Here is a 13,912-nt window from a genome sequence, read left to right on the forward strand (position 1 = left end):
CGATCTCATTTGCAAGCGCCCATGTTACCCCCGTTGAATCCTGTTGTGCACTGGGCACAGCAGCATCGTCAAGCCAAGGAACGAGTCATACAGCGGCGAATCCGCGATTTTGAAATATTGCTGCTGGAGCACGGAGAGGTGGAGGTTGAAATACAAGGAAGAGAGCCCTTTCTCGTTCAATCCGGTCAATTCTTCCTGCTGCCCGCAGAGCTCAAGCACCGGGTACAGGTTCTCTCCCAGCCTGACGCCCTGTTTCTTGGAGTCCATTTTGATTTCTACAATGAGCTGCTGATCGCCAAGGATGAAGACATTATCGTGTACGGAGATCCCGATGAACCGGTTCACTACTGCAGCATGCCGCAGAGCCCTGAGTTTCAGGAGTGGCTCTCCCCCGGCAGCCTGCATGCGACTCCTGAGATGTATAGCCTGCTGAGCACGATTATCCATGAATTCACCCAGCGACCAGCCGGCTATATGATGTGCTGCCAGGGCCTGCTGCTGCAGCTGTTCGCTCAGATGTCGAGAGCTATTCACCAGCATCATCGGACAGGAGCCAGCGCCGGCATGCAGCTGGCGATCACGCGTCTGGCCGCAGCCATCGAACAGAATGTCGCCGAACACTGGTGTAACGAGAAGATGGCCGACCTGCTGAATATTAATGTGGATTATATGGGACGGTTATTTAAGAAGTGCACGGGACTTAGCCCCAATAAATTCGTCCAGCAAATCCGCCACGCTGAAGCCAAGCGCCTGCTGCGGGAAACCAGCGACACGATTGAAGCCGTCGGCTATGCCGTGGGCTATAAGGATGTTCATTATTTCGTACGTATTTTTCATAAATGGGAGGGCATGCCTCCTGGAGAGTATCGTAAATTCTGCCGCCTGCTATAGCCATGCCTACAGCGGAGGAGGAGTTCTTTCATTCCCCGAAGGCTTTCGTACAGCGTCTGGCTCCGTGACATGTGATCCCGGTTCACCGGATGCTCCTATTCAACCAACAAAAGGACGTTCCCCAAACGATCCTTCGACCTTGAGAAACGTCCTTTATGCTTAGGCGATCAGCCTTTCACCCCCGAGAAGGAAACTCCCTTCTCAATGTATTTCTGCGCGAACAGAAAGATCAGCAGCAGCGGAATCATGGACACCAGAGCGCTCGCCATCAGCATGTTCTGCAGCACGCTAGGCTGGTTCTGAAGATCATTCAGCGCAACGGTAAACGTCCAGTATTTCGGAGAGCTATTCACGACGAGCGGCCACAGAAATTCGTTCCACACAGGAATGAAGGTCATCACCGCCACCGTAGTGAAGATTGGAATTGAAAGCGGCGTTACAATCTGAATAAAGGTTCTCCACTCTGTGGCTCCATCGACTCTGGCAGCCTGCAGCAGCTCCTTCGAGATCTGCTCGAAAAATCCTTTGAACAGGAAAATGACAATCCCCCAGGCTGTATGCGGCAAAATGACGGCAAGCAGGGAGTTAACCAGGCCCAAATCCTTCATAAGCAGGTACAGCGGCAGCAGGAGTGAGATATCCGGAATCATAATTGTCGCGAGAAAGAACATCACCCAGAAGAACTTCCACCGCTTGCTCTCGATCAGGTGAGCCAGTGCATATCCGGCCAATCCACCGAGCACAAGCTGGACAAGCACGCTGGACACCGTAATAATCGTGCTGTTCAGGAAATACTGTGCAAATCCGAGAGGCCCTGCTGTATCCTGTGCGACTTTGTTCAAGGCCAGATAGCTGCTGAATACGGAAATCCAGCTGTCGTCCTCTTGAATCGACACCACTTGTCCCTTCACCAGCTCATTGGACTGATAAAAGGTTGAGAAGCGGCTCGCCAGATCGGTTTCCGCGATGGCCGCCGTAGCTTTCACCGCTCCCCCCTCTTCCCCCTTCCATTGAAACTCTGACAGCTTCTGCTCGCGAATCACAGGCAGCTTCCGGTCCATCATCGTCTCATTAAAAATCGTGGTCGGCACAACCTTCGGCTGACCGACAAGAAACATGGAGGATACCGTCTCAGCAGTATAGATAACCTTGCCGTCCTTAATGCCCGTGACCTGAACATCCCCGATGCTCTCGCGGATGTTCTTCATCCACGGATACCACATGGCCCGCATGGCATCCTTCTCATAGAACTCCGGATCACTTTCAGTCGTGCCGGTATAGTCAATGGTGACGTCGATTGACTGAGGAATACTCGGCAGCCATTTGGGTGGATAGGAGTTAATATCCTTCTCCGTTTTCAGAGAGGAGGCAAACATCCACAGCGTCGGAATCAGTGCGAAGATGACGAAGGTGATCGTGACGACATACGCCGTAATTTTCAGCGACCGCCCTCCTTTTTCCTTGATTGTGGTCGGTTCCATAAGATCAATCCTTTTCTGCAGAAATTTTATTCTGTACAATGGTCAGCAGCGCAATCACGAAGAACATAAATACGGAAATGGCACCGGAGATGCCAAACCGGGACTGCTGAAAGGCGGAATTGACGACGAGCATGGATACGACCGTTGTGCTTCCGGCCGGCCCGCCCTGTGTCATAATATAAATATTATCGTAAGCAAGCAGTACACTGGACATGAACGCAATGAACTGGATGATAATAATGAACCGGATGCTTGGCAGCAGCATCGTCCACATTCTTCTCCAGGGCCCGGCGCCGTCCATTTTGGCCGCTTCCAGAATTTCCGTAGGAACCGATTTCAAGGCCGAGTAATACAGCAGCAGTGAAATCCCGTTGCCCGCAAACACCGCAGGCAGTACAATAGCAAGCTTGGTCATGCTGGCATCATTCAGCCATAGATAAGGACCCAGTCCGAAGAATTCAAGCCAGTAATTCAGCAATCCGAAATCCGGATTGTACATCCATTTCCAGACCAGCACTCCGCCGACAAGCGGCATAATAACCGGCAGCTGATACATAAACCGGAAGAACGCATTCCCTTTGCGAATATCCATCAGAAACAAAGCCTGAACAATCGGAATCCAGAACGTAAGCCCCAGGTACAGCACGAAGAACACGAAGGTGTTCGACATCGCCTGCCAGAAGGTCGTGGATTTCAAGAACTCGGCATAGTTAGCGAGCCCCACAAATTTGCCCGGCGGGTTTACGATGTTATAGTCAAACAAGCTCAAGTACGCCATGTTTACCAGCGGATAATATTTAAACAGCACATAGCATATGATGGAAGGCAGCAAGAACAGTACAGGCACCCAGCGAATGTTTAATTTACGCAGCATAAGTCTCCCTCATCCCCAAAACGGCGTTCAGGATTCCCCCGAAAGGGGGAATCCCTGGCGCTATTATTTTTTGATTTCTTTGTTGTACTTGTCGACGACTTCGCGTTGAGCCAAATCCTGAGCCTCCTGCATAACCTTCATCGGGTCAGCACTCTCATCCATCAGCACTTGCTGTACAGCCTTGACCACATAAGGGCTCAAGCGAGCCTTCAGGAAGTACTCCAGACGCCCTTCCTGAGCAGCATTCTGGACATTCTGGATCAGCTCTTCCGGCATCCCTTCAACGAACTGGGAAGCGTCCACATCACTGCGTACATTCAGCAGGTTCGGGAAAATACCGTTATCCATCTGATACTGCAGCAAACCGTCCTGAACTTCCTTCGATACGATGTAAGTCGCGTACGTGAACGCCGCTTGCTGCTTCTCCGGAGTCGCTTTCGGGTTAAAGATCATGACTGCACCGCCAACCTGTGCAGGGGAAGAACCTCCAGGTCCCGGCGGAAGCGCAGAGAAGCCAATGTTCTCGATATCCATACCGGCAGATACCATACCGCCGAACCAGTTGGATGCCGCAATCATGGAAGCCGCACGATTCTGATAGAAATCATCGGAGTTTTCGTCCAGGCTTTGCACGACATTTTTCTGAGTTGCATTATACTTGAATTTTAGATCCTGATAATACTGCAGTGCCTGCACCGCCGGCTCGGAGGTAAAGGTCAGCTTGACACTTCCATCCTCCTGCCGCTCTGTCAAATCTCCGCCGGCCTGCCAGACATAGTATTCAAAGAACCAGTCCGCCCAGTCCATTCCAAGCAGTGCATATCCATATTGATTCTTGGAAGGATCAGACAGCTTCTGAGCCGCTTCACCAAACGATTCCCAATCCTTTAATGCTTCCTTCGGATCCAGGCCTGCATCCGCAAACATCTGCTTGTTATAGGCAAGACCGGTCACGTACATGAGGTTCGGAATGCCGTAAATTTTGCCATCGCGGGTTGCGGCCTGCATAGCTGAAGGCAAAATTTGGTCCTTCTCTGCGTAGTTATTCCACAGTTCTGTAATATCTGCAGCAATGCCTTGATCAATATAGGACTCCATATCCGGGAACGCGTTCGCGTACAAATCCGGCTGCTTCCCGCCAACCACGGCTGTCATGAACTGCTCTCTTTCCTTGGTCAGCGTCTGCATAACATGCTCTACCTTAATGTTCGGATGCTTCTCGGCAAAATCCTTGAATACCTGCTCCCAGTATGGCTTGGCAGGATCACCGTCCTGCGGCATATCCCATGCTACAATCTCTACAACCTCGCCCGATGCCTGCGGCGTTGCCTCTTGACCATCCGCCCCGCTGCTGGAATCGCTTCCAGTAGTGCCCGTGCCATTGCCGGAGCATGCCGATACGAACATGGATGTCAGCAGCGTCAGGGTAAGAAGCGCTTTAGATCTGATCTTTCTCTTCATCGTTGAATCCCCCATTCATGAGATGTCTTTACTCTTTCAATTGTAAAGAACACCTTAAGGAGGCACGTACGAATATATTAAGCAGCGGCTACGAAAATCTTAATCATTCCTTCCTTTGAAATAGTGAAATCCAAAAAGCGCCGCCCGAAACAGGCTCCTTCTCCTGTTCGGGCGGCGCTCACGCTCACCGGATGTCTTCATTATACTGCTGAACCACTTCCTTCTCCGCCTGTTCCTGCGCTCTTGTGAGCAGCTCGTAAGGGTCTGCCTCCTCGTGCAGCAATGCTTCCTGCACGGCCTTTGAGACATATGGGCTCAATCTTGATTTCAAAAAATACTCCAGCCTGCTCTGCTCAGCCGCCTGCTGAATGCTTCGGACCAACTCCCCCGGCATACCCTCAGCATAGATCGCCGGGTTCACATCATCCCGGTAGGACAGCAGATTAGGCAGCTTCCCCTGCTCCTGCTGAAAGCGCAGCATTTCCTCGTGGGCATACTTGGAGGTCATGAAGGTCGCATACGTGAAGGCGGCCTGCTGCTTCTCACTGGAAGCCTTCGGATTAAAGATCCAGATGCCCCCGCCAACCTGGGACAGCGATACGCCGGCAGGCCCCGCAGGAAACATAGCAATTCCGATATCCTCCAGATGTACCCCCGACTCCCGCATCTCTCCAAACCAGTTCGAGGCCACAATCATTGTCGCAGCACGACCGAAGTAGAAATCCTTTTTGCTGTCATCCAAGCTCTGAAGCACATCGGGCTGTATCGCATCATATTGAAATCTCAGATCCTGGTAGTATTCCAGTGCTCTGACCGCCGCCTCGGAATTAAACGTTAGCTCCACACTTCCGTCCGCATGCCGCCGGGTCAGATCGCCTCCGGCCTGCCACACATAATACTCATAGAACCAGTCGGCCCACTCTGTGCCCAGAATGGCATAGCCGTAACGATCCTTTGAAGCATCCTTCAGGTCCCGGGCCGCCTTGGCGAAGGTATCCCAGTCCTGCAGCACCTCCTCCGGCTGAAGCTGCTGCTCCTGAAAGATCCGCTTGTTATAGGCAAGAGCAGTCACATACATCAGGTTCGGAATGCCGTACACCCTGCCCCGCTGGGATGCCGTATCCATAGCAATCGGCGAGTAATGAATACGGTCCGGATACGCCTCCCACAGCTCTGTGATATCTGCTGGAATGCCCTGGTCGATATACGTTTCCATATCCGGAAAGGCAGCATTATACAAATCCGGCTGCTCACCGCCGGCCACTGCCGTCATAAACTGCTCACGTTCCTTTTGGTAGGCAGCTTCCATGTGAATGACCCGAATATGGGGATACAGCCTCTCGAACTCATGAAACATCAAATCATAGTACGGCTTGTCCGCCGAGCCTGCAAATGGCTTATCCCAGACGACAATCTCGACCACTTGCTCTGTCACGCCGCCCTCCAGCTTCAAGGGCTTGCTGCCTGTACAGGAGGCAAGCAGAGGAAGAGCGAGCGTTAGGAGCAGCATTTTTTTCAAAACGGAGCCCTTCTTCATGCCGTTCCCCCCTTAGGTCTGATCGGAGCTCTGCTCCCGGTATTGTCCCGGTGTCATCTTGAACCGCTTGCGGAACACACTGCCGAAGTAGGCAGCATCCTCAAATCCCACCCGCTCGCTGATTTCCCGGATTTTGAGGTCTGTTTCCACCAGCAGCCGGGCGGCCTCCTTCATCCGCAATCCATTCAAGTAATCGACAAAGGATTCACCGTACTTCTCCTTAAACCGCTTGGAGAAATAATTCGGATGGATGAAAAAACGCTCTGCAATGACCGAAAGCTGAATCGGCTCGGCATAATGCTGCTCCAAATACACACGCACTGCCTCCATAATCTCCTTGCCATCCAAATTGCTGGTGTGGGAGAGCAGCCCGATCATATTCGTAACGAGCTTGTTCATCATATCTACAATGTCCTGCCACGCCGTCGTCTGCTCCAGCTCGCGCTGCAGATCCGTCAGCTCCCCAATCGCCCACTTGGAGTTGTCGGCATGGACCAGCCAGTATTTGTTCAGGAACAGGTACAGATCAACACAGAACCACTCGACCATGACATAGCTGGAGGACGGCTCCTGCACAATGGCGCCCAGGCGGCGTTCAATCCATTTATGGATTTTGTCTCTTTCCCATTTGCCCAGCCAGTCCTCCAGCAGCCTGATATCCTCTTGACTGATAAAGGATTTGCGCTGAGCCTCCTTCCCGGTAGAGGTGATCGTCGGGGTCTGATAGATTCGGCTGCTTCCGTGCAAAATCGAATTACGAGCGATCTGCTTCGCCTCCCGGTAGCTTTCCTGCACGCGCGTAATCTGCTCCTGATAAGGCCCTACACCAATGGTCGCTTCAAGGCGCAAATACTTGCGAATGCCGAAAGAGATGGATTCCAGCGCAGAGGTTACGCCCGCCTTATCCTGTCCTTTTCGCAGACCCAGAACGTAAACCAGCTCAAAGCGCCGCAGCGAGTGATGCACCAGAATGCCCTGGATGCTGTTGGAAAGAAACCGCTCTGTGACAATATTCTTGATTGCAAACCAGAGCAGACTCTCCTCCTGGGACCCGAAGGACTGATGCGGCACCTTGAACGACTCCAGCTGAATGACAACGGCTGTAAAATAGGCTCCATGCCTCGCAAGCTCCTCCAGCTCCGCGGTGGCTGTCACGAAATCCTCCTCCTGCAGAAACTGCGTCAGCGCCTGTTGCCGGAACGCCTCCTGGCTGGTCTCCGCTACGCTTCGAAGCTCCTGGATCATCTGCACCGTCTGGTGTTCCGCTTCCTTGCGCTCCAGCAGACTCGACAGCGTGGCGTACAGCTCCTCTTCCTCCAGCGGCTTCACCATGTAATTGGCTACCCCGTACTTGATCGCCTGCTTCGCATAGTCAAAGTTATCGAAGCCCGTAATAATGACGACCTGGACCTCGCTGTCGAGCAGCCGGGCCTGCCGAATAAATTCCAGTCCGTCGATGCCCGGCATGTGAATATCTGTCAGGATCAGGTCCGGCTTGACACTTTTCATCAGCTGAAGCCCCTGTACACCGTCTCCCGCTTCCGCAATCACCGTGACCGGCAGACCGGTCTGGGTAATCTTGTGAATAATGCCCTGGCGTATGATCGGCTCGTCATCCAATACCATGATGTTCATGCTCTCATCCCTCCTGATCCGGCAAACAGGTCTTGATCCTCAAGGTAAACGTTGTCCCGTATTCCGCATCACTGCTAAACGTAATGCCGCATTGACGACCGTACAGCATCTGAATGCGGGACTGCACATTGCTTAAACCTATGGAGGAGGAGGCACCTCTTGGTGCCCCGCCATCCTCCTGGCTGGCGTCCTGCAAAAGACCGCTCAGCCACTCCTGCCGCTCGGCGTCAATGGGAAGACCATTGTTCCATATTTTTACCTGCACCTCGTCCTCTTCGCCGGAAATAGCTTCCAGACGGACGATGCCCCCTTCCAGGCTGCGGCTGATGCCATGATTCACACTGTTTTCCACCAGCGGCTGAAACAGCAGCTTCGGGATCGGCACCTGCTCCAGACCGGGCTCCAGATAGATGGAATAATCCAGGCGGTGGTCAAAGCGGATCTTCTGAATGGCCAGGTACAGTCGAATCTGCTCGAATTCGGCATCCAGGCTTGAAATATCATCCCCGCTGATGTTATAGCGAAACATCTTGGCGAGCGACCTGCTAATAAAGGAAACCCGGTCATCTCCCTGCATGGAGGCAATGCTGTCAATGACACCCAAGGTGTTGTACAAAAAATGAGGGTTGATCTGAGATTGCAGCGATTTGATCTCCGCATTCTTTTTCACAATTTCAGCCTCGTACACCTTGCTGATCAAGCGATTAATTTCCCGGGTCATCCGGTTAAAGGAAGCGCTTAAATATCCAACCTCGTCCTCGGTACGAACCGGAAGCTCCACGGAGTAATTTCCCTTCTCGATGGATTTCATTCCCTTGCTGAGCAGCTTGAGCGGATTAATCGTGCGAGAGGATATGAATCCCGCCAGCAGCATAGAGATGAGCAGCGTAAAGGCCCCGATCCAGATCGTCCTCGTCGTAAAATCATCAATGGACAGCGTCAGCTGCCGGGACGGAATTTCCGAGACGACCGCCCAGCCCGTCTGGCCCAGATTCTCAAAGACAATCAGCTGGCCGCCGGAGTTCTGCTCTCTGAAATAGTGTCCCTTCAGCTGGCCTTGCTGCAGCGCGATTTCCTCCGCCGGCACAATCACTGCGCCGCGCTCCTCCATCTCCCGCGAATAGACAATAGTCCCCTGCTGCTTATCCACGAGATATGTGCGGCTGCCTACGGACGACTCACTCTCACTGAGCCACTGCGCAAGCGCTTCCGGAGATAGCGTGAACACCATCACCCCGATGACCCGGCCCGGGGAAGTTAAGGAAATGTTGCGGATCGCTTGCACATAGGACAGCGTATAGCCCGGCGGCTCCCCTGCTGTATTCGGATTGTACATATCGGTAGGCAGCCACAGCCCTTTGCCTTCCGCCTCTATCGCGGCGTCAGTCAGACGCTGCATCTCATTCTGGGCAATGGTCGTCGATACCAGTCCACCCACCCGGAGAGAGAAGCCATCCTGCTGCAGGATCACGACATTGGTCACAATGGGATGATTGTACACAAAGTTGGAGATTTTGCCGCGATACGAGCTTTGCCCTTCCGGATCGGTCCCCATACCCATCACAAACTGATGAAAGTCAAAATCCCCGAAATAGTTCCAGGCAAAGCTTTTGACGTTCGTCAGATTGGCATTCAGCGTCGAAGCGGCCTGCTGTGTCATGCGAACCTGATGATCCACGGCCTGGGTCCTCAAGTCCTCTGCGGTCCGGAAGTAGAAATCAAATACGAGTACGAATACGATACACAGGACAATAAGCAGGTAAGACAGTAAAATTTTGCGATAAAGCGATTTGCCGATATAACGGCTCACCGAAGACATGAAGCCTCGCACATCCCTGCCCCCTTCCTGTCGATCTGTCCCATGGTGCCCGTTGCGAAGCACTTTATAATGTCCATTGTAAAGGCTGAAGTAGAAACGGAAAAGAGCACCTTTTTCCAGAGAAGCCAAGTGCTTCAGTCAGGCGCTAAACACTTAGCTTCACTGGTGAAATGAGATGCCGTTGAAGAGGATAATGTCTTGAATATAAGGCGTGTCCAGGAAGGGGAGGTATGAATATCTTCACGAATATCTATAAAAATCACAAGCTTTATGCCAAGCGGCAAAGCCCGCTGCTCAAAAGCCCAGGCTGCGCATGATGTATTCTCCTACGGCCTTGTCCACCATCTCCTGAAAGGAATCGAACGGCGTCACCATCCTTGCATGCTGATCCAGCGCTGTTTGCGGCAGAGCCTCAAAGTCCTCATCCTTCTCGACGACAAACCCTCCATCTTCGAAAAAGGCTTCAATAGAAGCAAACCGTGTATGCCGGCCCATGAAGGCCGGATTCAGAATTTGCTCAATCGGCACACTCCGGTTGCTTTCGAGCTCTTTCGCTCTTTGCTCCAGCTGCTCCGCATCCGGGGCTTGCATCTGCTGCAGGCTCTTTTGTATGCTGTTCATCTCGAAATCCATCTTCACCGCTCCAATCCAATTGTATTCAATTCACCAGTGGCGAATGCTCAAACGACCAATGTCTACCATTTTATCATAGTTTCCTAGGCCTGGCATTCCTCCGCCTCTCTCCCCTCCTCTATCAAAAAAATCCTTGAGGAATCAGGTATTTATGCGAAAAAGGGTGACAGGATTCAGCCCGTAAGTAGGTATATTTTACTGCCAGCTCCCTTAAACATGTGGTCAAACCTCGCATAATCTTTTATGATAGACATATAGATTTACTAACTAACTCTTAACCCCAATCCGAGGAGTGAATGTTTTTGGAAAAGATAGGTAGAAATGATGCCTGTCACTGCGGCAGCGGCAAAAAATATAAAAAATGCTGTATGGAGAAAGATCGCCGTTCAGGTGGACCCCGGCGTCATGTCGAACCTTCACAGGAAGAGAAGCTGGCCATGCTCAACGCTCCTTCCAGCCTGGATGAGCTAACAGCCCGGATCGGCCAGATGAAGTGGGACCAGAATTCCTATCGGGAGCTGGCTGAAGAATTGTTCCCTCAGCTGTTCCACGATTACGAATATAATGAGCCGGAGAAGCTGTTCTATCTTTATAACGCGCTGATCATCTGGAACGGCTTTTGCCGCAAGGAAGCTCCGAAGTTCCGCAAAGCGGGCGGCTTCAAGGCCGCGCTGGACCAGCTGTGCACGAAGGCGCTCGATATCCCGGCAACGCAGAATGAGCTCGCAGCCAAGCATGATGTAGCGGCCACAACGCTTGCCAAATGCTCGACTCAGCTGCAGCAATTCATGGGACAGCTTGGACAAGCGGGTTAACATACATGCTTCCATATCAAAGTGAAGGGTGGTGCTCCTAATGAGCTTCAGAGTGAAGAAGCAATGGCTCCTTGCCCGGCTGTATGAGCCGGATCTTGTCATTGTGGATTGTCGATTTGCATTGGGGAAGGCCGATGCTGGCCGGCATGCTTACGAGGAGTCCCATATTCCACGGGCCGTTTATTTGGATCTGGAAAGGAATTTGTCTGCTCCGGTGACAGACCACGGCGGCAGACACCCTCTGCCAGATGCGGAGCACATGGCGAAGGTATTCGGCCAGGCCGGAATAAGTCGTGACAGCCGCGTCGTCATTTACGATGACCAGAACGGCATGGTCGCAAGCCGCCTTTGGTGGATGCTGCGATTCACAGGTCATCAACAGACCTATGTGCTGGAGGAAGGCTTTACCGCCTGGAGTCAGGCTGGGTACCCGGTCACGGCCGATCTGCCGGTCGTCATACCGGCGACCTATGACGTGGAGCTTCAGGGTGAGATGGTGGCTGACGTGGAGCAGGTCCGTAAGGCCTCCCTCACCGGCAGCGCCACCCTGATCGATTCCCGCGAGCCGAGCCGCTATCTCGGCCTGGAAGAGCCCATTGATGCAGCAGCCGGCCACATTCCAGGAGCCGTCAACTACTTCTGGAAAGACCTGCTCACGCAGCAGGGCTCCTGGAAGAGCCCGGAGGAGTGGTCCAACCACTTCCAGGAGCTCCCGAAGGACCAGGAGCTTATCATCTACTGCGGCTCCGGCGTATCCGCCTGCCCCAACGTCCTGGCCCTCCTGGAATCCGGCTTCACCCACGTGAAGCTGTATCCGGGAAGCTGGAGCGACTGGATTAGCTATGCGGGGAATACGGTGGCTACGGGAGAGGAATAGTTTGAAGCGTAAGCTGGAATGTAGCATTGATTTCGAAGTACATCGCTCATGTGACGATGTACTTCTTTGTGCTGGGCTCAGAGGCTCTTGAGCCAACACGGAGTCAACTCTCGCGCTCTGTAAACGTTTGCGCGCTGTCTTCGGACCCGGCGCGGACCAACCTTCTGCTCGGCTTTGCTCGATACATCGTACAACCCCAACGTGCACCAAGATCCTTGACGCTGTACGCACACAAAGAAGGCCGATCAGCCTTCCTCTTGAGAGTGCTGTGGCCGGCCCTTAATTTTGCGCAGAGTCAAACTTGAAAAGTCAGCATTTCAAACGGTTAAGATATTAATCTAACATGAAATCAACAAATGCCCATCAACGTGTATGAGAAGATATATCTAGCAATTTATCGTCAATCAATCGATCAATTTCAGGGAATATGGTTTTCTGAATGTTTTTGGCTGCTTGAACTTGTCCTTTTATAGATCGAAGCTTTTTTATCCTCTTACTTATTTCACGCGGATTGTATGTATATAATCTTTCTTTCTCAGCCATAGATCCTGTATATATTTTTTCTCGAAGCCTGTTAGGAACAGTTAATGCGTGTTCTTTTGTTATGACTACACCTGTAACTAACTTGAAGTCTTCTTTGGAAAAATATTTAACTTTTTTATATTTTGGTCTGTGACCATATTTTCTTAACACAATATCGACTTCATTAGCTAATGCTTTTGGATTAAAGGATGTTTTGCTGGAAAAAGTCATATCATCTACATACAAAGTAAATATAGAGTTAAATCGTTGGGAAATTTCTTTGAGTTCCGTAAACATATCAAAATAGGCGTAATAGGCAAGCATTTGGCTAGTGGGGCAACCAGTGGGGATTTTGTTATCGAAAGTGATAATATCAGTTAGTATACAAGCAACATCTTTTGAGGTCTGTAGCATTTTTATGAAAAAATTGTATACATACTCTCTTTTGCAGTTATCATAAAACTTTCGAATATCGATTGTTAGAAAGTAATCGGAGTGTTGGTGGGTCAAGGCGTTATTTAAATAACTTTTTCCTTTTTCTCCAGAGATGAGATAGTCAGGACGCTTTACTTTTTCTAGGAGCCTAAGAATTCTTTTTTGAAGCTTTTTAAGTTCCGCTTTTGGTGCTGTTATTAATCTTGGATCACCATCGTTTTTTTGTAGAGAGAATGAATGATATAGGGTGATGTTAGAGATGGTTTTCAGTTTTTCATAATCAATCTTTAAATAATATGCTAACTTTCGTTTACTTTTACATTTGTATAAAGCACATTGGTCAAGTTCATGTTTCTTCCTTATTTGTGTCATCGTCATCCCTCTCTTTAGACATAAAGTTAATAAAACGCATCATAAGTTTTTTGACAAATTCTTGAGAATTACTGGTTTTTGATGCATCATTATAATCTTCACTTAAGAGTATGAGAGAAGAAAGTTTTATTCCATAAATATCTGAATATTTTTGAAGTATTTCAAGAGAAGGTTGTTTTTTATTATTTTCAATTTCAGATAAATAACTTTTGGAAATACCCAATTTTAGACTCATCTCAGTTGCGTTGTATCCATATATTGTTCGCGTCCGTTTGAGCACTTCTCCAATCATTTTTATTACATCCTTTCGGGTGAAACTAAAGTAAATTAGGTAGGCTTCCCGCACGCCAGTACTTATCATTTCTTAAAGAATTCAAGGATAATGTGCGCAATCTTGAGTAAAACAAGAATGAGTTCCAACGCCTTCATAACAAAGCGGAATGTTTTACGGCGCATAAAAGCACGTATCTTTGAGAGAACTCTTTTAAAAACTTTAAGTACCTTCGGGATGTCCTGCGTGAACAACGATTTTTTGCACATGTGCATTCTCCTTTTAAGAA

12 protein-coding genes are annotated in these 13,912 nt (G+C 50.5%); 3 read left to right on the plus strand and 9 right to left on the minus strand.

The genetic code is table 11. The annotated features are described in order from the left end of the window. Nucleotides 1–9 precede the first annotated feature (9 nt). A complete protein-coding gene (locus E6C60_RS14585) occupies nucleotides 10–891 on the plus strand; it encodes a helix-turn-helix transcriptional regulator (protein WP_138226504.1) in 882 nt (293 codons plus the stop codon). 167 nt (nucleotides 892–1,058) lie between these two features. On the opposite strand, the gene E6C60_RS14590 is transcribed toward E6C60_RS14585, so the two are convergent. The 7 genes from E6C60_RS14590 to E6C60_RS14620 form a co-directional block, all read right to left on the minus strand. Further along, nucleotides 1,059–2,372, minus strand: a complete 1,314-nt coding sequence (locus E6C60_RS14590) for a carbohydrate ABC transporter permease (protein ID WP_138226505.1) — start codon at nucleotides 2,370–2,372, stop codon at nucleotides 1,059–1,061. A 4-nt stretch (nucleotides 2,373–2,376) separates the two neighbouring features. Continuing rightward, complete coding sequence (locus tag E6C60_RS14595) at nucleotides 2,377–3,246, minus strand: carbohydrate ABC transporter permease (RefSeq protein ID WP_138226506.1); 870 nt, start codon at nucleotides 3,244–3,246, stop codon at nucleotides 2,377–2,379. 63 nt (nucleotides 3,247–3,309) lie between these two features. After that, nucleotides 3,310–4,707 (minus strand): extracellular solute-binding protein, encoded by a 1,398-nt coding sequence (locus E6C60_RS14600; RefSeq protein WP_233281018.1) that lies wholly within the window; start codon nucleotides 4,705–4,707, stop codon nucleotides 3,310–3,312. A 184-nt stretch (nucleotides 4,708–4,891) separates the two neighbouring features. After that, on the minus strand, nucleotides 4,892–6,244 hold the full coding sequence (locus E6C60_RS14605; protein WP_138226508.1) for an extracellular solute-binding protein: 1,353 nt from the start codon (nucleotides 6,242–6,244) through the stop codon (nucleotides 4,892–4,894). 12 nt (nucleotides 6,245–6,256) lie between these two features. Further along, complete coding sequence (locus tag E6C60_RS14610) at nucleotides 6,257–7,879, minus strand: response regulator (RefSeq protein ID WP_138226509.1); 1,623 nt, start codon at nucleotides 7,877–7,879, stop codon at nucleotides 6,257–6,259. Nucleotides 7,880–7,883: 4 nt separating this feature from the next. Then, entirely contained in the window at nucleotides 7,884–9,698 is a 1,815-nt protein-coding gene (locus E6C60_RS14615; protein WP_138226510.1) for a cache domain-containing sensor histidine kinase, read from the minus strand. 294 nt (nucleotides 9,699–9,992) lie between these two features. After that, a complete protein-coding gene (locus E6C60_RS14620) occupies nucleotides 9,993–10,319 on the minus strand; it encodes a hypothetical protein (RefSeq protein ID WP_138226511.1) in 327 nt (108 codons plus the stop codon). A 314-nt stretch (nucleotides 10,320–10,633) separates the two neighbouring features. Between E6C60_RS14620 and E6C60_RS21385 the strand changes: the two genes are divergently transcribed. Both E6C60_RS21385 and E6C60_RS14630 read left to right on the plus strand, forming a co-directional pair. Beyond that, nucleotides 10,634–11,146: an SEC-C metal-binding domain-containing protein gene (locus E6C60_RS21385; RefSeq protein ID WP_175415312.1), complete on the plus strand. Its 513-nt coding sequence runs from the start codon at nucleotides 10,634–10,636 to the stop codon at nucleotides 11,144–11,146. A gap of 40 nt (nucleotides 11,147–11,186) precedes the next feature. Further along, entirely contained in the window at nucleotides 11,187–12,023 is an 837-nt protein-coding gene (locus tag E6C60_RS14630) for a sulfurtransferase (protein ID WP_138226513.1), read from the plus strand. 363 nt (nucleotides 12,024–12,386) lie between these two features. On the opposite strand, the gene E6C60_RS14635 is transcribed toward E6C60_RS14630, so the two are convergent. Both E6C60_RS14635 and E6C60_RS14640 read right to left on the minus strand, forming a co-directional pair. Beyond that, entirely contained in the window at nucleotides 12,387–13,352 is a 966-nt protein-coding gene (locus tag E6C60_RS14635) for a reverse transcriptase family protein (protein ID WP_138226514.1), read from the minus strand. After that, on the minus strand, nucleotides 13,327–13,644 hold the full coding sequence (locus tag E6C60_RS14640) for a helix-turn-helix domain-containing protein (protein WP_138226515.1): 318 nt from the start codon (nucleotides 13,642–13,644) through the stop codon (nucleotides 13,327–13,329). The genes E6C60_RS14635 and E6C60_RS14640 overlap by 26 nt, the downstream gene beginning before the upstream one ends. Between the last annotated feature and the right edge of the window lie 268 nt (nucleotides 13,645–13,912).

Source organism: Paenibacillus algicola (assembly GCF_005577435.1).
Taxonomy (GTDB): domain Bacteria; phylum Bacillota; class Bacilli; order Paenibacillales; family Paenibacillaceae; genus Paenibacillus_AQ; species Paenibacillus_AQ algicola.

Coding starts and splice junctions, on each gene's coding strand:
- E6C60_RS14605 (WP_138226508.1), bottom strand. CDS start 6,244: ATGAAGAAGGGCTCCGTTTTGAAAAAAATGCTGCTCCTAACGCTCGCT.
- E6C60_RS14590 (WP_138226505.1), bottom strand. CDS start 2,372: ATGGAACCGACCACAATCAAGGAAAAAGGAGGGCGGTCGCTGAAAATT.
- E6C60_RS14615 (WP_138226510.1), bottom strand. CDS start 9,698: ATGTCTTCGGTGAGCCGTTATATCGGCAAATCGCTTTATCGCAAAATT.
- E6C60_RS14630 (WP_138226513.1), top strand. CDS start 11,187: ATGAGCTTCAGAGTGAAGAAGCAATGGCTCCTTGCCCGGCTGTATGAG.
- E6C60_RS14610 (WP_138226509.1), bottom strand. CDS start 7,879: ATGAACATCATGGTATTGGATGACGAGCCGATCATACGCCAGGGCATT.
- E6C60_RS14620 (WP_138226511.1), bottom strand. CDS start 10,319: ATGAACAGCATACAAAAGAGCCTGCAGCAGATGCAAGCCCCGGATGCG.
- E6C60_RS14635 (WP_138226514.1), bottom strand. CDS start 13,352: ATGACACAAATAAGGAAGAAACATGAACTTGACCAATGTGCTTTATAC.
- E6C60_RS14600 (WP_233281018.1), bottom strand. CDS start 4,707: ATGAAGAGAAAGATCAGATCTAAAGCGCTTCTTACCCTGACGCTGCTG.
- E6C60_RS14640 (WP_138226515.1), bottom strand. CDS start 13,644: ATGATTGGAGAAGTGCTCAAACGGACGCGAACAATATATGGATACAAC.
- E6C60_RS14595 (WP_138226506.1), bottom strand. CDS start 3,246: ATGCTGCGTAAATTAAACATTCGCTGGGTGCCTGTACTGTTCTTGCTG.